Origin of the sequence: Emticicia sp. (assembly GCF_049241225.1) — a bacterium.
In the GTDB taxonomy this organism is placed as follows: domain Bacteria; phylum Bacteroidota; class Bacteroidia; order Cytophagales; family Spirosomataceae; genus Emticicia.
Genome location: NZ_JBMLRC010000171.1, coordinates 17,588 through 38,254, shown reverse-complemented (window position 1 = coordinate 38,254; position 20,667 = coordinate 17,588). Strand labels below are relative to the sequence as shown.

Annotated in this window: 15 protein-coding genes; 13 read left to right on the top strand and 2 right to left on the bottom strand. The window is 36.9% G+C overall.

The window, feature by feature from the left end:
* Positions 1 to 166 precede the first annotated feature (166 nt).
* The 10 genes from sprA (at position 167) to ACOVO2_RS09815 (ending at position 15,245) form a co-directional block, all read left to right on the top strand.
* Positions 167 to 7,483: a cell surface protein SprA gene (gene sprA / locus ACOVO2_RS09860; RefSeq protein ID WP_421769803.1), complete on the top strand. Its 7,317-nt coding sequence runs from the start codon at positions 167 to 169 to the stop codon at positions 7,481 to 7,483.
* 142 nt (positions 7,484 to 7,625) lie between these two features.
* The gene (gene gcvH, locus ACOVO2_RS09855; protein WP_421769802.1) at positions 7,626 to 8,003 is read left to right on the top strand and encodes a glycine cleavage system protein GcvH; all 378 of its coding nucleotides are present in this window, start codon (positions 7,626 to 7,628) and stop codon (positions 8,001 to 8,003) included.
* A 168-nt stretch (positions 8,004 to 8,171) separates the two neighbouring features.
* A complete protein-coding gene (locus ACOVO2_RS09850) occupies positions 8,172 to 9,461 on the top strand; it encodes a dihydroorotase (RefSeq protein ID WP_421769801.1) in 1,290 nt (429 codons plus the stop codon).
* A 6-nt stretch (positions 9,462 to 9,467) separates the two neighbouring features.
* Complete coding sequence (locus ACOVO2_RS09845) at positions 9,468 to 10,013, top strand: DUF4199 domain-containing protein (RefSeq protein ID WP_421769800.1); 546 nt, start codon at positions 9,468 to 9,470, stop codon at positions 10,011 to 10,013.
* A gap of 46 nt (positions 10,014 to 10,059) precedes the next feature.
* Entirely contained in the window at positions 10,060 to 10,575 is a 516-nt protein-coding gene (locus tag ACOVO2_RS09840) for a DUF4199 domain-containing protein (protein ID WP_421769799.1), read from the top strand.
* 54 nt (positions 10,576 to 10,629) lie between these two features.
* A complete protein-coding gene (gene gldF / locus ACOVO2_RS09835) occupies positions 10,630 to 11,352 on the top strand; it encodes a gliding motility-associated ABC transporter permease subunit GldF (protein WP_421769798.1) in 723 nt (240 codons plus the stop codon).
* A 78-nt stretch (positions 11,353 to 11,430) separates the two neighbouring features.
* On the top strand, positions 11,431 to 12,351 hold the full coding sequence (locus ACOVO2_RS09830; RefSeq protein ID WP_421769797.1) for an ABC transporter substrate-binding protein: 921 nt from the start codon (positions 11,431 to 11,433) through the stop codon (positions 12,349 to 12,351).
* Between the two features lie 30 nt (positions 12,352 to 12,381).
* Entirely contained in the window at positions 12,382 to 13,170 is a 789-nt protein-coding gene (locus ACOVO2_RS09825) for a PhzF family phenazine biosynthesis protein (protein WP_421769796.1), read from the top strand.
* A 260-nt stretch (positions 13,171 to 13,430) separates the two neighbouring features.
* Positions 13,431 to 14,483 (top strand): tRNA preQ1(34) S-adenosylmethionine ribosyltransferase-isomerase QueA, encoded by a 1,053-nt coding sequence (gene queA, locus ACOVO2_RS09820; protein WP_421769795.1) that lies wholly within the window; start codon positions 13,431 to 13,433, stop codon positions 14,481 to 14,483.
* A 45-nt stretch (positions 14,484 to 14,528) separates the two neighbouring features.
* Positions 14,529 to 15,245, top strand: a complete 717-nt coding sequence (locus ACOVO2_RS09815; protein WP_421769794.1) for a 2-C-methyl-D-erythritol 4-phosphate cytidylyltransferase — start codon at positions 14,529 to 14,531, stop codon at positions 15,243 to 15,245.
* Between the two features lies 1 nt (position 15,246).
* Here the strand turns inward: ACOVO2_RS09815 and ACOVO2_RS09810 are convergent, their stop codons facing one another.
* Both ACOVO2_RS09810 and ACOVO2_RS09805 read right to left on the bottom strand, forming a co-directional pair.
* The gene (locus tag ACOVO2_RS09810; protein ID WP_421769793.1) at positions 15,247 to 16,047 is read right to left on the bottom strand and encodes a hypothetical protein; all 801 of its coding nucleotides are present in this window, start codon (positions 16,045 to 16,047) and stop codon (positions 15,247 to 15,249) included.
* Positions 16,048 to 16,124: 77 nt separating this feature from the next.
* Positions 16,125 to 16,841: an SDR family NAD(P)-dependent oxidoreductase gene (locus ACOVO2_RS09805; protein ID WP_421769792.1), complete on the bottom strand. Its 717-nt coding sequence runs from the start codon at positions 16,839 to 16,841 to the stop codon at positions 16,125 to 16,127.
* A 118-nt stretch (positions 16,842 to 16,959) separates the two neighbouring features.
* Between ACOVO2_RS09805 and meaB the strand changes: the two genes are divergently transcribed.
* The 3 genes from meaB to ACOVO2_RS09790 all read left to right on the top strand — a co-directional run.
* Positions 16,960 to 17,958: a methylmalonyl Co-A mutase-associated GTPase MeaB gene (gene meaB / locus ACOVO2_RS09800; RefSeq protein ID WP_421769791.1), complete on the top strand. Its 999-nt coding sequence runs from the start codon at positions 16,960 to 16,962 to the stop codon at positions 17,956 to 17,958.
* Between the two features lie 128 nt (positions 17,959 to 18,086).
* Positions 18,087 to 20,426, top strand: coding sequence for an efflux RND transporter permease subunit (locus ACOVO2_RS09795; protein WP_421769790.1), 2,340 nt, complete (start codon positions 18,087 to 18,089; stop codon positions 20,424 to 20,426).
* On the top strand, positions 20,426 to 20,667 hold a 242-nt coding region (locus ACOVO2_RS09790), incomplete at its 3' end, for an rRNA maturation RNAse YbeY (RefSeq protein ID WP_421769789.1). The genes ACOVO2_RS09795 and ACOVO2_RS09790, both read left to right, overlap by 1 nt.

Here is a 20,667-nt window from a genome sequence, read left to right as displayed (position 1 = left end):
CATTAAATAAAATAACGCTGGGTAGTTTATCATAAAAAACTTATTCAGCGTTATTCTTTTGCTTGAAACTAAAAAAAAGCGACCAAAAAAATAATCATTACAGACTATTGGCAAGGTTTTAGTCGTTTAGTTCTTGATACTCCTATTGAATTTTCCTAAAAACTGTATGTTCAGACAGCTATTAAAATCAAATCGTGTTACTTTACTTTTACTCTTTTGTTTTTTTGAACTGATAAGCACCAATGACTTATTTGCTCAAAATCGTAGAAAAGGTGGAACTGCTCCTTTAAGCTCAAAAGAGAAAACCACAGTCGATTCTCTTGCATTACCAGAAAAAGACACCGTCATAACTCGTACGGGAAGTCGTCCGAGTTATCGTTGGCAAGACCGTTATTTGAATCGTTACACGGCCAAAGTTCCGCAGTCTCCGTTTTATCTGAAAGATTCGAAAAATATTATTACTGATTTTAAATTATCGCCTGATTCAAAAGAAATCTCCATTAGTGAAAAAGCAGGTAATAGAATTGACTACAAAGTTCCGCAAGCCTTGACATTCAACGAATATTCAAGTATTCAAAATGCCAGTGTAAGACGTAGTATTCTCAGAGATTATGAAAACTTACAAGATGGAAAAAGTGCAGTTAGTGGACGTGGACTAAGACCTTTAATTGAGAAAAACCCAGTGGTTGACAGAATCTTTGGTGGTAGTTTACCTGATTTAAAGCCCAATGGTTTCGTAACCCTCGATTTTCAACTAATCAGACAGTTCATTGATAATCCATTTTTACCACTCATTCAGCGTAAACAGACACTTTTTAACTTCAACGAACAAATAAACATCAATTTTAACGGTAAAATTGGTGATAAATTAGGCGTATTAACCAACCTTGATACAAAAGCAGCTTTCAACTTTGAAAATCAATTAAAGTTAAATTTTAAAAACCAACCTGAAGATATTCTCCAAAAAGTAGAGGGTGGAAATATCAGTATGCCAGTGAAAAGCCAATTGATACCAGGTGTTCAAAACTTGATGGGTGTAAAAGCAGCATTTAGATTTGGCAAATTAGATGTTACGGCGGTTGTTGCCCAACAACGCTCACGCACCGAATCAATCGTTTTGAACGGCGGTCAACAAAGTCGAACTTTTGAAATTCGCTGCGATAATTATGACGAAAACCGACACTTCTTTTTAGCTCAGTTTTTTAGAGATAATTACGAAAAGTCGCTCAGAAATTTACCTTTGGTGCTTTCAAATGTCAGAATCACTCGTTTGGAAGTTTATGTAACCAACCGAACCAATAGCATTGAATCAATGCGAAACCTAACGGCCTTTACCGACTTAGGTGAACTACCCGACGCAACAGGAAAATACAACGTAGTTGATAATAATGCCACTCCACTTTATGACAAACTCAATAGAAATCCAAACTTCCGTCGTGTTGATGATAGCACTGGAACTTTGGCAAACCTCGGTTTGAAAAAAGGCATTGATTATGAGGTTTTGAGAGGCTCGAAACGCTTAACAGATAGAGAATTTAAGTACAACCAAGAATTAGGATACATTTCGTTGGTTACTCCATTACGTAATGACGAAATCTTGGCTGTGGCCTACGAATACACTTATAACGGCCGCACCTATAAAGTCGGAGAATTGACAGAAGATTATTCTTCTCGCCGTGAAGATGAAGTAATTATGCTCAAACTCATCAAATCTTCTACGATTCGTAACCGGACGAATAGCCCGATGTGGAATTTGATGATGAAAAATATTTATTCACTCGGTACACCTGGTGTTGGTCGTCAAGGATTTCAACTACGTATTATCTACAAAGATGACCGTACGGGAATGGATACACCCAATTTACAAGAAGGGCGAAAACTACAAAATATTCCACTCATTAGGGTGATGAATCTCGACCGCTTAAACCCAAACAACGACCCCCAATTACCAGATGGAGACGGCAACTTTGATTTTGTGGAGGATGTAACAATCGATACCAAACAGGGAAAAATGATTTTTCCTGTTCTTGAACCTTTCGGAAAAACCCTTAATGATAAATTCGATATAGACGAACAAAACCTGAGAGAAAAATATGTCTTCAATGAGCTATATCGCACTACAATGGCTGATGCTCAGCAAGTTACAACCAAAAACAAGTTTTTCATCAGAGGTAGCTTACAAGCCAGCAACGCTTCCGAAATCTCATTACCATTGGGAGCTTCAGGACAATCGGTTAGAATTTTTGCTGGTGGTGTGCAATTACAAGAAGGTGCCGACTACACCATTGAACCACAACTTGGCAAAATAAAAATCATCAACCAAAGTATTTTAAATTCTGCTCGCCAAATTCGTATCGAATGGGAAAAACCCGACTTATTCAATACGCAGCGTAGAATTATGCTTGGTACAAGACTTGATTATAATCTCAATAAGGATATTCATATCGGGGCAACAGCCATGACACTCCGAGAAAGTACACCTGGTTTTCTGACAAGGGTGGCCATCGGGCAAGAACCAGTAAATAATACAATTTTAGGAGTTGATGTAAATCTGAGAAAAGATTCTCGATTCCTTACTCGAATGCTTGATGCACTTCCTTTGATTCAAACCAAAGAAATGTCTTCGATTCAACTTACTGCCGAATATGCTAAGTTAATACCAGCCGTAAACGACAAAAGAATTGGCGGTAATGCGATGATTGATGATTTTGAATCAACCAGAAACATCATAGATATGACTCGTCAACCAACTCGTTGGCGGCCGGGTTCTACTCCTGAATCATTCCAAGGCAGTGGAACAAATTATAATTACAACTACCGTCGAGGTAAAATATCAGTTTATACTGTTGATCAAACTACGTATTTCAATGGTGGTTTTGGTGCCGGTGTTCTACCTGATAACGTGACGGCTGAGGCTAATAATAATCTCTACGAAAAAGCCTTTTCACCAAACCAGATTTTTACCGGTCGCTCGCTGCCTGCATTCAACTCATCAATTCCATTAAATATTCTAGACATTAGTTATTTCCCTGCCGAGCGAGGCATGTATAACTTCAATCCAACTTTAGATAACAATGGTTTTCTGCCCAATCCAAAAGATAATTTTGGTGCAGTCATGCGTGGAATTACAGCAGATAATGACTTTGAAAATGCCAACACCGAATACCTAACATTCTGGATGCTCAATCCATTTGCCGATGTTGTAAGAGCAGGCTATAAAGATATTCTACCCGAAGGTGATACCAGAAATACTACTGGTGGAAAACTCTTATTTCACTTGGGCGATGTTTCGGAAGATTTTATTCCTGACAGTAGAAATAACTTTGAAAATGGTCTTCTTCCAAACGGTGGAACTGCCTCACAGCCTGTCACAACACGTTGGGGAAAAGCCCCAAGCATCCAATTCTTGACTGATGCTTTTGATAATCAGGCAGGTTCGAGAGAAAAACAAGACGTTGGTTTAGATGGGTTGTCAAACAACGAAGAAAGAGATTTTCCGCATATTAAAAGATATTTGGAGGATATTAGAGGAAAAGTAAACCCTGACGTGTATGAAGAAATTGTGAAAGACCCATCGGGCGATAACTTCAAGTTTTTCATTGATGCCGATTATGACGCACAAAATAAAAACCTTCTGCAACGTTTTAAAAACTATTTAGGCGTTGAAAATAATTCGCCACAAAATAATTCACAATCAACCGATGTAGCTACACCAGCCAACTCAGTTACGCCTGATAAAGAAGATATCAATGCCGATAATACAATCAATGATGTAGAGAATTATTATGAATATGAAATTGACCTCCGTCCGAATAAAATGGAAGTTGGGCAGGGCTTCATTGTAGATAAAGTGAATGTGCCTGGCACAGAAGCAACGTGGTATTTGTTCAGAATACCAATCAAACAACCTACCCGAAAGTATGGAGATATTAACGGCTTCAAATCGATTCGTTTCATGCGTACGGTCTTGACTGATTTTGATAAACCAGTAGTTCTACGTTTTGCATCACTTCAACTTGAATCGAATAGTTATCGTGTTTATGATAAAAATTTGAGTAATGCTGGTTTAACCGAAGTTCCTGAGCCCTACGATGCAAACTTTAAGGTGGGCGTAGTGAGTATCGAAGAAAATGGTTGCTCAGAAGATGGCCAAAACTGTAATGTAAAAGAAGGTAAAATTCCGTATGTGGTTCCGCCAGATTTTATTCGTGACCAAGACGTTACGCAACAACAATTTAATATCAAATTCAACGAACAATCTATTTCGTTGGGTGTAAAAAATTTACGTGATGGAGACTCTCGTGCGGTTTTCAAGAATACTCGTGTAGATATGCTAAACTATAAGCGTTTACGCATGTTTATTCACGCCGAAAATGATGATTATAACGAAAAAGAAATTGGTGGAGCATTCATTCGTATCGGTACTGACTTGACCGAAAACTACTACGAAATTGAAATTCCACAGTTAAAAATGACCCAAAGAGGAGCAATAGTTGACAAAGAAATTTGGCCAGAGGAAAACTCTATTGATGTTGCTTTGCAAGAACTGGTCAGACTCAAAGCAGAAAGAAATAGAGTGGCTAAAAACTTAAATGTAAGATACACCAGAAAGACCGAGGATGAAAAATTCAAAATTTCGGTCATTGGAAACCCTGATTTAAGCACCATTCTAACAATTATGCTTGGGATAACCAACCCAAAAAGTGAACAAGACCCTTCACCCAAAACTTTCTTGGTTTGGATGAACGAATTACGTGCTTACGGCTTTGATCAAACCTCGGGCGATGCCGCTCTCTTGGCCGCCAACATCAAGTTAGCCGATTTAGCGACGCTAACAGTAAACGGCAACTACAAAGGTTTCGGTTTTGGCGGTGTGCAAGATAAAATTTCGGAGCGTTCGAGAGATAATGGAACAGGCATAGGCATTGCCTCAAATATTGAACTCGATAAATTATTGCCAGAAAAATGGGGTTTGAAGATACCGTTTTTTATTAATTTTGATAAACAAACCGTCACGCCGCATTTCAATCCGCTTGACCCTGATATGCCATTGGAAATTGCTTTAGCAAATATTTCTGACCAAGCTCAGCGTGAAAGATACCGTCGATTAGTGGTTGACGATAATACTCGTAGAGGCTTCAATTTTTCGAATGTACGTAAAATAAAGACCAAAGAGGGTGCCAAATCTCATTTCTACGATATTGAGAACTTTACTTTTACTTACGCCCAAAACAATGTAAGCCGAACTAACATATTGATTGATGAGTATGCACTTAATCAATATAAAGGTGGATTTACGTATCAGTTTCAGCCAAAGCAAATCAATTGGGAGCCTTTCAAAAATAAAAAATCACTCGATCGCCCCTTTTTGTATTGGCTAAAAGATTTCAATCTTTCACCACTTCCAACAGTGATGGCTTTCAGAACCGATTTTGATAGAAGTTTTGCCAAAACACAATTAAGAAACGCTGAACTGACCACGAGTGGAATTATTCCGATGTTTGAGAAATATTTCTTGATGAACCGCATGTACGATTTACAATGGAATCTGACCAAGAGTGTTTTACTCAATTATTCGGCAACAATGAATGCCTTGATTGACGAACCACAAGGAGACTTAAATACGAAACAAAAAACTGATTCACTAATCAATAGCTTGAAACGCTTTGGACGTGCGAGAAACTTTAACCAAGAAATACGTTTAACGTATCGCTTGCCATTAGATAAGTTTTTCTTGCTCGATTGGATGACGGCAGATGCTAAATATAACAATCAGTTTAACTATCAGGCTGTTTCGTTAAATATTCTTGATGATTTGAATATTCCATTCGGTAACACAATCCGTAACGGTCGTGACCGAGGAGTAAGAGGTAAAATCGACTTTGTAAAACTTTACAACAAGGCAAAGTATCTTCGATTTGCCAACAGCCCGACTCCTGTGAAGAAACGCTTTACGCGTAACCCGGGTGATGATGAAAATATTGAAGTTTCAACGAGTAATCTTGCAAAGACCTTTACCAGACTACTCATGAGTGTGCGTGGAATTGATTATGATTATTCTATTACCGAAACCTCAATCTTACCTGGTTTTATGCCAGCTCCTAAGTTTTTTGGTCTTAGCTCTGACTTCAATAATATGGATGCTCTCAACTTTGTACTTGGAGCTCAACGGTATAAGTTTATCAACGAAAATGGTGACCAAGATGAGGGTTTCCAGAAAATTGCAGCCAAAAATGGCTGGCTTTCGCTGACAAAAACACAAACGCAGCCCTATACGCAGACCCGCCAAATCAAATTTAGCTATCGAACAACCATCGAGCCAAGCAAAGATTTGAGAATTCAGATTAGCGGAAATATGAGTCGTGGCGATACTTACCAAGAGAATTATATTGTAGGAGCAAATAACCAATACGAAAGTTCGAATCAGGTTAGAAACGGAAATTACGGAATGTCGTTTTGGGGCTTCCGAACTGCTTTTGCACGCATGACCCAAAAACAAGAAATTGTTGGGCAGGATACCAGCACAAGCTATCAGTACAAAGTATTCTATAATATGCTCAATTATAGAGACCAAATGTATTATAGTCAGTTTAAAATTGGCGAAGAACTTGACCCATTAAACAAGGCATTCTACAATAAAAACTCGCAAGATATCTTGATTCCAGCCTTTTTTGCGGCCTACAGCGGTAAAGGAGAGCGTGCGAAAATTGGTTTTAATCCTTTCAACCCGAACGGAAGAAAAATTAATATACCACTACCAAACTGGCGAATTGATTATAGCGGTTTAGCCAATTTAGAACCATTTAAGCGTATCTTTAGCTCAATTACAATCAATCATAGTTATACTTCAAACTTTAATGTAGGTAATTTCACCTCATCTCTTGAATATAATAAAACTGATATAGCCATAAATTTAGCTCAAAAAGGCTATCCGCTGCCTAATTCAGAAGTGTTAAATTCATTGGGGCAATTTGTACCTGTTTTCATTATGAGTACTATTACGATTGATGAAAAATTTGCTCCATTTATCGGTGTTCAGTTCGTTACCAAAAGTAAAATTTCGGGTAAATTTGAATACAATAAAGAGCGTAGGGCTTCATTAAATCTATCGAACTCCCAAATTGCTGAATATTCGAGTGATGACTTTGTATTTAATTTTGGTTTCAAGAAAAACGGTGTAAAACTGCCTTTCAGAGGACGAGATGGTGAAATTATCACGCTTAAAAACGATTTAAACTTACAATTCAATCTGACTTTAAGAGATATTAAGGGGATCCAAAGAAAACTGGATGGCGACCCTCAGCCAACACAAGGAAATTATAATTTCCAATTTGGACCAAGAATTTCTTATCAAATAAATAAGCGAATTTTGATGAATTTCTACATCGATCATTTAGTAAACCGTCCGTTTGTAACCAATTTTTCATTCCCACGAACAACCACAACGGGAGGCTTGAATGTAAGATTTAGTCTTTCTGAATAAGTAAAGGTCTGCACTATAGTTCTAACCCAAAAGGGAAAGGTTAGCCCTACGGTGCAGACGATTAAAAAACTTTTTTAACTACATTTTTCAGTTTTCCAACATTTGCTGTAACTTGCAGCCAAATTTAAAACTTTCATCAATAATGAATTACCCTGCTGACTTACGCTATACCAGCGAACACGAATGGATAAGAGTTACCGAAGGAAACATTGCGGTAATTGGAGTTACTGATTTTGCACAAAGCGAATTAGGAGACATCGTATTTGTAGAAATCGAAACTGTTGGACAAACATTGGCTGCCAACGAGATATTCGGAACCGTTGAAGCAGTAAAAACTGTTTCTGACCTATTTTTACCAGTAGCAGGCAAAATCTTAGAGGTAAATCCTGCATTGGCCAATAATCCTGAGCTAATCAATTCAGATCCATACGGTGAAGGATGGATGGTAAAAATTGAAGTTGAAAATATTGCTGATGTGGATGCATTAATGGATGCGGCAACATATCAGACAATCGTATAAACAATGAATATCATCTTGAAATAATATTCCCACAAATGCCCTCAATAGGGCATTTTTTTTGATTTTTGAAACAAGAATTGATCCTTGATTCGTTGAAGTGTAAATAAAAGTGCTAACAACCTGCTCATATGGAATAAACAATTGTTGGCCAATTTATCTTATAATCTAATGAGAATTTTATTAAAATCAGTAAAAATTATTGATAGTTCGTCCGAGTATAATGGTCTTACAAAAGATATTTTAATTGAAAATAGTGTAATCCAGCAAATTGCTGATAACATTGAAACCAATTCGGACCAAACAATTAGCGGCGATAACCTCCATGTTTCGGTTGGTTGGATTGATATGAGAGTCGCCTCAAAGGATCCTGGTTATGAATCTAAGGAAGATTTAGCGTCTTTAACTGCCGCCGCAATAGCAGGTGGTTTTACTGAAATTGTTACACTACCTAATACCAAGCCGGTTGTTCAGACAAAAGAGGCGATCGCATACATCAAAAATTTTGCTTTATCACAACTCATTACGATTCATCCGACTGGTGCTGTCACGAAAAACTGTGAAGGAAAAGATTTCACCGAAATGCTTGATTTACACCAAGCTGGTGCTGTGGCCTTCACCGATGGTGATCACCCTCTTTGGAATGCAGATATACTTTTAAAAACTTTACAGTACCTCGCCCCTATTGACTCACTTTTGATAAACAGACCCGAAGAGCCTTCAATGACAATTTTCGGGCAGATGCACGAAGGTATTGAAAGTACACTTCTAGGTATGAAAGGAATTCCATCAACCGCCGAAGAATTAATGTTGATGCGTGATTTGAAACTTTTAGAATATTACTTGGGCGATAATTTCGAAGGCGGTTCAAATAGTTGTCTGCATTTTTCTACAATTTCTACCAAAAAAAGTGTTGAACTAATCAGACAAGCAAAAACCAAAGGCTTGCCTGTAAGTTGCGATATTGCCGCCCATCAACTGGCATTTACTGATGCCGATTTGAAAGATTTTGATACAAATTTGAAAGTAAATCCTCCGTTTAGAAGTCAGGATGATATAGCGGCTCTACAAAAAGGCTTGGAAGATGGTACTATTGATGTGCTGGTATCGGATCATAATCCACAAGATGAAGAATCAAAGAACCTAGAATTTGATATGGCTGACTTTGGTGTTATTGCTCTTGAAACCTCATTTTCAGTTGCCAATACTTACAGTAAACTTCCGATCGAAAAAATTATCGAAAAAATTACGCACCAACCACGTAGGTTGTTGCGTTTAGAAAATATAAGTATCAAAGAAGGAAACTTTGCGAATTTAACTATTTTTGACCCTACTCAAGAATGGATTTATGAGTCGAAAAACATTCAATCAAAATCGAAAAATTCGCCATTCATCAATAAAAAACTAACTGGTAAAGTAAAGGCCGTAATTAATAAAGGCAGATTTTTTATCAATAATTAAAAAAAAATGTTGAAAAATAAAATTCTAAAATATGCGTTTACCTATGGAACTATTGCAGCGATTATTTGTATAGCAGTAGCACTCATCCAATATTACGGCCTAGAAAAAAGTCCATTTGGCCGATATAAATTACCTGCTTTCGGTATCAACATTATTTTTGTGATTGTGGCAACTTGGGTTTACAGGGCAAATAATTTAGGTGTTTTGAGTTTCACAGAAGGATTTTCTGTCGGCTTCATGACTAACCTCATTGCTGCAATCATAACAGGCTTGGTCTTTTTTATGTTTGTTCAATTCATTGATAAACCATTTGGTCAGAACCACGCTATAATGCTGTGGGTACAGGAAAACATAAAAGGAATTGAAAAAATAAAAGATACACACATCCGAGATTTCGGTATTGCAGAGTACCAGCTATTACTCAAACAAGCCCAAGAAATACCGTCGGCGAGTTATGTTTTGTTAGATGAAATCGTAAAAAAACAACTTTGTATCGTTGGAGTAACTATAGTTTCGGTCATTTTTCGACGTCATACATTTACTATTTCTTGATTTTTTTGTTAAATTTACTTACAAAAAAACCTAACACTTAAATAAAATGGAAAAACCGTCATCTGCTCGTATTGCTATCAAGTGGGGAATCATCACTGCAATATTAAGTATTCTATATACGATTGTTTATTACAAAACATCATTATTCGAAATCCCAATTCTATCTTGGGTAACTTTTATCTTGCTATTATTTGGATTGATATTCAGTATTCAAGAATTTAAAAAATTAAATAATTATTTCATCACATTTAGTGAGGGCTTATCAATCGGCACACTAATGAGTGCAATTGCCGGAATAGTTTATCAAATATTTAGTAATGTTTACAATACTTACATTGACCCTTCGGTAGTTGAAAAAATGGAAATGATTTATAGAAATCAGTTGCAGGCTCAAGGGTTTTCACCAGATCGAATTGCCAGCGAGCTCGAAGATGCATCACGCTATACTACGCCTGGGCTCGTTTTTATAGAAGGAATTATCTTACATATCATTATTGGATTTGTTTTTTCTTTGATTATTTCAGCAATTACTAGATCAACTAAAGCTGATCTAGAATTTTAGAAGGTATTTTACAATTCTTTAAGAAGCTCTTATTTCATTAATAAATTCCCTAAAATGCTCTCAATATTTCGTAAAGAACTCAATAGTTTTCTCAATTCATTGGTTGCCTATATTGTTATCGGTGTTTTCTTGGTAATTGTGGGATTGTTTACATGGTTTTTTGACTCGAATATACTCGATTATGGCTATGCCGACCTCAATAATTTCTTTCAGTTGTCGCCTTTTATCTTTATTTTCCTGATTCCAGCCATCACTATGCGTTCGTTATCCGAAGAATTTAAAAGTGGTACGATTGAACTATTATTTACAAAGCCATTGAGCGAGTGGCAAATAATCATCGGAAAATTCTTAGCTATTTTTCTCCTTATTTTACTTGCATTGCTTCCAACATTGCTCTATTATTATTCAATTTATCAGCTGGGAAGTCCAAAAGGCAACATTGATTCTGCCGCAGTTGTTGGCTCATACCTAGGCTTACTGCTACTTGGAGCTACCTTTGCAAGCATTGGATTGTGGGCCTCATCAATGACTGATAATCAGATAGTTGCATTTATTGTTGGAGCGGTATTGTGTTATGTACTATACGATGGTATTCAACAACTTGCCAATATTTTTAGCGGAGTTACACAATACTACATCAGTTTCTTGAGTTTGGGATACCATTATGAAGCCCTTGGTCGAGGTCTGATCGACTCTCGAAATATTATTTATTTGGGCAGCATTACATACTTGATGCTTTTTCTGACCAAACAAAATCTGATTGCAAAAAAATCATAATGCTTGAAACACTTCTCTTTTTTTGTGGTTTTGACAATCAAGAGAAAACATTCCAAATTACACGTCACACAAAACAAAATGAACACGATTAAAATTGCTTTAGACTGGACTCCAAATGTTAATCATATAGGTTTGTTTGTTGCCAATGAACTTGGTTTTTACGGACATGAAAATTTTCAAGTAGAAATTTTAAACCCAATAGAAGATAATTACAACCTAACTCCTGGAAAAAAACTGGAATTAGATTTATGCGATTTTTCGATTGCTCCATTTGAAACGGTCATCAGTTTAAACAACAAAGCCAACGTAGTTGATGCTATCGCAGTTTTTGCTATTCTACAAGAAGATTTAAGTAGCATAATTACACTAAAATCATCAAAACTGGACAGCCCGAAACTATTAGATGGCAAAATATATGCCTCATACAAAGCCCGATACGAAGACCATATTGTGCAAGAAATGGTAAAAAATGATGGTGGAAAAGGTGATATCCAAGTCATTTATCCTGATAAACTCGGCATTTGGAATACCGTACTTGCAGGAAAAGCCGATGCAACTTGGATTTTTGATAATTGGGAAGGAATTGAGGCTACGAGCAAAAATATTGAACTCAATAGGTTTTCACTCGCAGACTTCGGCATTCCTTATGGCTACTCACCAGTGATTTTTGCCAAAAGAAGCAAAGTTACTTCGCAAAAAAATGATTATTTGTCATTTATTCAGGCCACGAAGAAGGGTTATTTATACGCTAAAAATAACATTAAAGAAGCGGTGAATATTCTGAATATGTACCTTACCGATGAAGACAAAAAGAATATTGATATTGAAAAATCGTTGATAGCTACTGCCCCGTTTTTTGGTGATGAAAATACTTGCGGTAGCATGAACCCAGAAAAACTTCAATCATTTTTCAAATGGTTGTCTGACAACCAACTCGAAAGTAGTATAATTCTCCAACAAATGCTATTCACCAACGAATTATGCAATCGGTCGAACTAATCAATTTTCAACTAACTTCATCAAACTCATATGCAATTACCTATTTACCAAGTAGATGCTTTTACCGATAAACTTTTCGGAGGAAACCCTGCCGCAGTTGTGCCACTAAAATCGTGGATAGCCGACGACTTGATGCAAAAAATAGCTTTTGAAAATAACCTTTCTGAAACTGCATTCTTTGTTCCTTCCGAAAATGGCTTCGATATTCGCTGGTTTACACCAACAGTTGAAGTAAATCTGTGTGGACATGCAACTTTAGCCACAGCATACGTCATTTTCAATGTATTAAAATATCCTAAAAATGTAGTATCGTTTGGCTCAAAAAGTGGTGTTTTGAAGGTAACGAAAGAAGACAAATGGCTGGAACTCGATTTTCCTGTGCAAGAAACTGTACTTTCTGAGGCACCAGAAGGTTTAATTGCTAGTATTGGTAAAAAACCAACAGAGATTTATCGAGCTTCTGATGACTACATGTTGGTTTATAACACACAAAAAGATGTAGAAGCTCTGAAACCAGATTTTGGGGCATTGAAACACATCAAAGCCCGAGGTATTATCGTAACGGCTAAAGCAAAATCTAAGAAAATTGATTTTGTTTCCCGATTCTTCGGTCCAGGTTCCGGAATCGACGAAGACCCTGTAACGGGTTCAGCTCATACAAAATTAGTGCCTTATTGGGCAAAAAAATTGGACAAAACAACACTTACCGCCGAGCAAATATCAAGCAGAAGAGGTTTTTTGAAGTGTACACTAAAAAACGACCGTGTATTGATGGCAGGAAAAGGAAAACTCTATTTGAAAGGAAAAATAAGTGTGTAACTCATAAAATAATACCATGAAATGAGACTCCAAAAATGGTGTCTCATTTTTTTTAATAATATTTTGCAAATTATTATAAAACATTTATATTAAAACACTTGACACCCCCTATCTCGATTTCGTACCTTTGCAGCCTTAAATACTTAGGTTAAGCAATTTTTCTTCACCTAAATTTCTTCATGTCAGATAACAATCACCCCAATACATGAACGAAATCTAACAATATCTCTGTAAAAAACAGAGTTGGGAATAATACAACAATGAAACTTTCAGAATTCAAATTAGACCTTCCGCATAGCCTTATCGCCATGCATCCATACGAACAACGTGATAGCAGCCGTATGATGGTGGTGAATCGTAAAACCAAAAAAATCGAACATAAAATGTTTAAAGACATTGTTGATTACTTTGGCGAAAACGATACGATGGTTGTTAATAACACTAAAGTATTTCCTGCACGTTTATATGGCTCAAAAGAGAAAACAGGTGCAAAAATCGAAGTTTTTTTGCTACGCGAACTAAACCGTGAAATGCGTCTGTGGGATGTTTTGGTTGACCCAGCCCGTAAGATTCGTGTAGGTAATAAATTATATTTTGGCGATAGCGATTTAGTTGCCGAAGTAATTGATAATACTACTTCTCGTGGTCGTACCATCAGATTTTTATTCGATGGTTCGCACGAAGAAATGATGAAAACAATCCACGAATTGGGTGAAACCCCACTTCCGATTGACATCATTAAGCGTCCAGTAACCGAAGATGATAGAGAGCGTTATCAGACAATATTTGCTGAAAATGAAGGTGCAGTTGCTGCTCCAACGGCGGGTATGCACTTTACTCGCAATGTTCAACGCCGCATGGAATTGAAAGGAACAAACTTCTGCCCAATTACACTTCACATTGGTATCGGAACATTCCGCCAAGTTGATGTGGAGGATTTGACAAAGCACAAAACCGACTCAGAAAATTTCTTCATTCCAGAAAGCACTTGTGATATTGTTAATAACTCAATTGATAAAGAAGGAAGAATTTGTGCAATCGGCACAACTGCAATGAAAGCTATTGAATCTTCGGTTTCGGCGAGTAATCATTTAAAACCAGTAAATAATGGTTGGACAGATAAGTTTATCTTCCCACCTTTCGACTTCAAAATCACGAATGCCCTTCTTACCAACTTACACTTGCCAGAATCAATTTTATTGATGACAGCTTGTGCATTTGGCGGACATGAGTTAATTATGCAAGCCTACAACGAAGCCATCAAAGAAAAATACAAATTCTTTACTTATGGCGATGTTATGTTGATATTATAAAAAATCAGTCCACCCCAGCTCTTAAAGGGAAGCAAAAGAAAAGAGATGAAGAACAAAGAAATAAACTCCCCTTTTGGGGCTGGGGAAATTTACGCAATTATTGTAGCGGGGGGTAGCGGAAGTCGTATGAAAAGCGAAATTCCCAAGCAGTTCCTACCACTCAATGGCAAACCAATATTACTACATACGGTCGAAAAATTCCTACAAATCCCTCATATTCAAGTCATTATCGTTCTACCTAAAAATGATATTGAATATTGGCATGAAATAACAGCTTCAAATAGTATCATCCAGACCCTCAAAGATTCTATTACGATTACAGTTGGCGGTGCTTCACGTTTTCAGTCGGTAAAGAATGGATTAGCTAATATCAAATCAGATGGTTTAGTTGCCGTTCATGATGGTGTCCGGCCATTGATTAATCTTGAAATAATACAAAACTCCTATGTAGTTGCCGCTGAAAAAGGAACTGCAGTGACGAGTGTTTGGGCAAAAGATTCGGTCAGACAAGTAAATGAAAATGGTGAAAGCATTGCACTCGACCGCACAAAATTAAAGCTGGTTCAAACACCACAAACTTTTCGAGTTAGTTTGATGAAAAAAGCATTTGAAACTGAAGAACAGTCGTTTTTCACTGATTGTGCGAGTGTTTTAGAATTTGCTGGTGAGAAAATTACCTTAATTGATGGAGCCTACGAAAATATTAAAATTACTACGCCCGAAGATATGCTTGTGGCCGAGGCTTTCTTAAGCCACATATAAGCTACTCACACATATATTCAAACCTTGATGTACTACTGATGGTTTTTCCTTGGTTTTCCAAAACTATGTTCATGGTCGTCGGAAATCCATTGCTATTGTAGGTTGTTTCTCGAATAGTTCTGACATCGGGCACCTCTCTAAACTCTAAATTCTGTATCGAATAGAATTTTGTCCCGACTATATTATTGCTACCAAATGGCACAAAATTGTATAATGGACGAATCAGCCAGTATAGACCAATCTCAGGGATTCCCTCAAAAAAATTACGTTTGTCGTCAAAAGTATGTTCGTTAATTGTCGCTAAATTTCCAAAATCAGCTCTGGTGATTCGAAAAGGATTACCTCTTGAGTCATATTCAATCGACCGATTAACTCCTATCAGATTAGACCCAATGGCACTAATTGGCCTATTTTGAGTATCATATTCAAATAATATTTCAGTATTTGTAACATTATTCACTTTTTGAATCACTTTATCAGGAGTTGATTTGCTACCATAAACAAAATCAAATACAATGATTCGATTAGAGGCTGACTCATCTCGGATTCTACTCACCTTGCTCAAAGAATTATATTCAAACACAACTTTCTGACGTGCGGTGGTATCCGTACCGTTCCTAAGGTCATAACTATACATTCTTTCAATCCGATTATCTTTTAAAGTAATCAAATCATGGTGAATCAATTTCGTAGAAGGGAATTCGGTAACGAACTTTGTCAGACGGCACAAAGGAGCTGTTTCATTTTTCTGGCACGACCAAAAACACAAGCAAATAACAATAATGTAAATATTTGTCTTCATCTTCTGAAAAATTGATTTTATCATTAAACAACTTTCATCTGCAAATGTTAGAAAAGCCGAGAAGTATCATGCAAAAATTAAAAAAGCTTGGCAATGAGCCATTCTGGCAATATTTTCAACAAAATTGCTATTATTTGATAACGCTTCGTGATGTAGGCCACTTTCTTACGAGCGGCAATTGCTACCGCAATCTGTTGGGCAGCCTTTTGTGGTGTTGCCACCCAAAACATTCCTTTATTTTGCTTAGTCATTGGTGTATCAACAAAGCCAGGGCGAATATCAGTCACAAAAACATTAGGGTTATACTTGGCCGAACGCATTCGCAAACCTGACATATAATTGGCCATAAAAGCTTTCGTGGCATGATATTCGGGCGAATATGCACTTCCTGTTTGTGAAGCCAAAGAAGAAATTCCAACTAAATGCCCTTTACCTTTTTGTGCAAAATATACATACGACCATTGAGCCAACGCTGTAAAACCACGAGCATTGATGTCAATCGTATTCATCTCTTGCTCATAGGTAGCTTTCTGAAATCCAACACCGGCATTAATAATAACTAAATCAATTCCACCAAGAATACTTTCGGCCTCTACCATTTTGCTGCGTGCTTCATCGGTTTTAGCGACGTCCATTTCCATAGCAGTGATTTTTGTAGAAGGAAAAGCCTGTTTAACTTCTTCGAGAAGTGCAAGCCTGCGACCAGTTATTACCATTTCGTGGCCAAATGAGGCGTATAATTCGGCCAATGACCGACCGATTCCTGTTGTAGCTCCAATTAATACAATTTTCATCCGTTTCTTAAAAGTTTTTTCAATAAATGAGGCTTGAATAAAAGCTGTCGGATTTGTATTTTGTTTAATATCTTTGTTTTTCAAATGTAATGAAATCATCTCAATATAAATACTATTTATGCAAAAACGTCTGTCAGCGGAAGAATATATTTCGGGAATAATAGCAGGAAATAGAATTATTTTAAGTCGTGCTATTACTCTGATAGAAAGCCAGTTAGAAAGTGATAGGGCGATAGCACAAATAGTATTAGAAAGAATTTTACCATATACGGGCAAAGCCACACGAATTGGTATTACGGGTGTGCCGGGCGTTGGAAAAAGCACATTTATTGAAGCTTTTGGTAAACACATAACATCTCTCAATAAAAAAATTGCGGTTTTGGCAATCGACCCGACCAGCCAGCGTACAAAAGGAAGCATCATGGGAGATAAAACTCGTATGGAAGAACTGGCCCACGATTCACTGGCATTTATTCGGCCATCTCCATCGGGTAGCACGCTCGGTGGTGTAGCCAATAAAACCCGTGAAACAATGCTACTGTGTGAGGCAGCGGGTTTTGATGTGATTATTATTGAAACAGTTGGCGTTGGCCAATCAGAGACGGTGGTTAAAGGCATGGTCGATTTCTTTCTTTTGTTGATGCTTTCTGGAGCTGGCGATGAACTACAAGGCATCAAACGTGGAATCATGGAAATGGCCGATGCCATCGCTATCACGAAAGCCGATGGTGATAATAATCAAAAGGCTAAAAACGCTCGCTTAGAGTATCTTCATGCTCTGCACCTTTTCCCTCCTACTCCAAACAACTGGTACCCTCCAGTACTAACCTGTTCGGCTTTGGATAAAACTGGTCTGGCTGACATTTGGCAAGTTATTCTTGATTTTGAAAAACAAACGAAAGAAAATGGCTTTTGGAAGAAAAATCGGCAGGAACAAAGCCTAAATTGGATGCACGATTATATAAAACAAGTACTTGAGAATCATTTTTTCTCTGATAACTCAGTAAAATCTCATTTGGCATCCCTCTCAAACCAAGTACTCGCCGAAGAAATTTTACCTGTTCAAGCAGCAAATTTATTACTGAAAAAGTATTTCAATTCCTCTTATTCGAATTAGAATTGTTTAGAGTAGCTACAATTAATGTTTTTTTTTAGACAATGCTTATAAAAATGAGTATTTTTGCAGCTTAATAGCCTACACATAACTAAGCCTATAATATTTCTGACTACTGAAAAACCGTATTTATGTTTTGGTATAATCTTTCAAAAATTATCTTAAAAAATCGTAAGACTTGGTTATTTGTTGTCTTTGTAGCAACCATTTTTATGGGCTTCATGGCATCAAAAATTACAATGTCTTATGAATTAGCAAGAATTCTCCCAAAAAGTGACGAAAATTTTCAAATCTACGAAGATTTTAAAAAACGATTCGGCGAAGATGGCAACGTAATGGTCATTGCCGTGGAATCGGATAAAATTTATCAGCTCGAAACTTTTCAGCAATGGTATGATTTGAGCAAGAAAATAAAAGGTATTGAAGGCATCAAAAACGTTTTATCAAACGCTAATCTGTTTGGAATTGAAAAAGATAGTGTCGAGAAAAAATTCAACTTCCCTCCACTAATTGCCAATCGACCTAGTACACAAGCCGAAGTTGATACCCTCAAAGCCAAAATTGACCGATTACCTTTTTACAAAGGAGTCATTTACAGCAATGAAGGGAATGCTCATTTAATGGCCGTTACATTCGACCAAAGCAAACTCAATAGTAAAGGACGCATCACGATTTCGAGAGAAATCGAAGCCGCTGCAAAGGCTTTTGGCGAAAAAAATAATATCGAAGTTCATTTTTCTGGAATGCCATTTATCCGTACGAACTTCATTTCAAAAGTTTCGGCCGAACTAACGAGATTTCTTGGATTAGCATTCTTAGTGACCATCGGTATTTTATATATTTTTTTCCGTTCGATTCGTACTGTACTTTACACCTCGCTTCTGGTTATCATTTCGGTGATTTGGTCAGTAGGATATATCGTCTTATTTGGATATAAGATTACGATTCTTACAGGCTTAATTCCGCCACTAATTATCGTTATTGGTATTCCGAATACGATATTCTTGGTCAATAAATATCAAGAAGAGTTCTTAAAGCACAGCGATAAAATGCGTGCCTTGGCGGTTTCAATCGAGAAAATCGGAAAAACTACCTTTTTGGCCAACGTTACTACTTTCATTGGTTTTTTTGTGTTTTATTTCACAGGAAGCCCACTTTTATTAGAATTTGGCTTAGTAGCCGCCATTTGTGTGATGTCAACGTGGGCAATTTCGTTGATTTTGATTCCAATATTATTTAGTTATTCTGCTCCACCAAGTGCCAAGAATGTACGTCACCTCGAAAACAAAAACCTCACGGCATTCTTGAGCTATGTGAATCGTATCGTACACACTCGCCGCACTAACCTGTATTGGTTTATTGCTTTATTAGTTGTTGTTTTTACGATTGGCATGAGTCGTCTGAAAGCAATCGGATACATCGTTGACGACCTTCCACAAAAAGACCCAATTTATGCCGATTTGAAGTTTATTGAGAAGCATTTTCATGGTATTGTGCCGTTTGAAGTTGTTATCGATACAAAAAAAGAAAATGGCGTTTTAAACCCACAGGTACTCAATAAAATTAAGTTGATGCAACGAGAATTTGCCAAATACGATGATTTTACCAACCCGATTTCGTTGGTTGAAGCCATTAAGTTGGTATATCAAGGGTATCGTGGCGGTGACCCAAAATATTTCCAGTTACCTGGTACTTTCGAACTTCAGAAACTTGCTGAATACGTTGGAACTGTAAAGGGTAAAGAAAACTTAGCTACGCCATTTATTGATAGCACAAAACGCTACACACGTGTGAGTTTTCAATGTGGCGATGCAGGTACGGTCAGAATCCGTGAGTTAGTAGAAAAACTACAACCTAAAATAGATACAATCTTCAACTACGACCGTGAGGCCAAACAATGGCTACCAAAAGAAGAACAAATTGAGGCAAAAATTACGGGGAATGGCGTAGTATTTATGAAAGGAAATGATTATTTACTACAAAATTTGATTGAAAGTACACTCTGGGCAATTGGATTGATTTGTATCGTGATGGCCACTCAATTTTTCGATGCCCGCATGATTCTGATTTCAACTATTCCGAGTATTTTGCCACTAATCATTACGGCTGGAGTTATGGGATATTTTGGAATTCCACTCAAACCAACAACCATCTTAGTGTTTAGTATTGCTTTTGGTATTTCGTCCGATGGTACGATATATTTCCTTACAAAATACAAAGATGAATTAAAGAATCATAACAAGACAGTTTCGCAAGCAATTACCGAAACCATCATGTACACAGGTATAAGCATGTTCTATACGGCAATTATTTTGTTTTTTGGATTTGGTATATTTGCAGTTTCCAATTTCAAAGGTACGGTCTATTTAGGTAGCCTCATCTCTATTACACTTTTAATGGGAATGATTGCCAACCTTATTCTTTTACCTGCTTTATTAATGACTTTAGATAAGCGAAGAAACAAAGCATAATGATAAATTTCCATACAGAAAGCATTGATTTTAAGGTTACGAACCCAATCAAGACCAAACGTTGGCTAAAATCAACCATTGAAGCAGAGGGGTTTGAATTATCAGAAATCAATTATATTTTTTGTGATGACGAGTATCTCCACAAAATAAATGTTGAATACCTCGACCACGATACGCTGACAGATATCATTACATTTGATAATTCGGAAGATGAAGAATTGATTGAAGGAGATATTTTTGT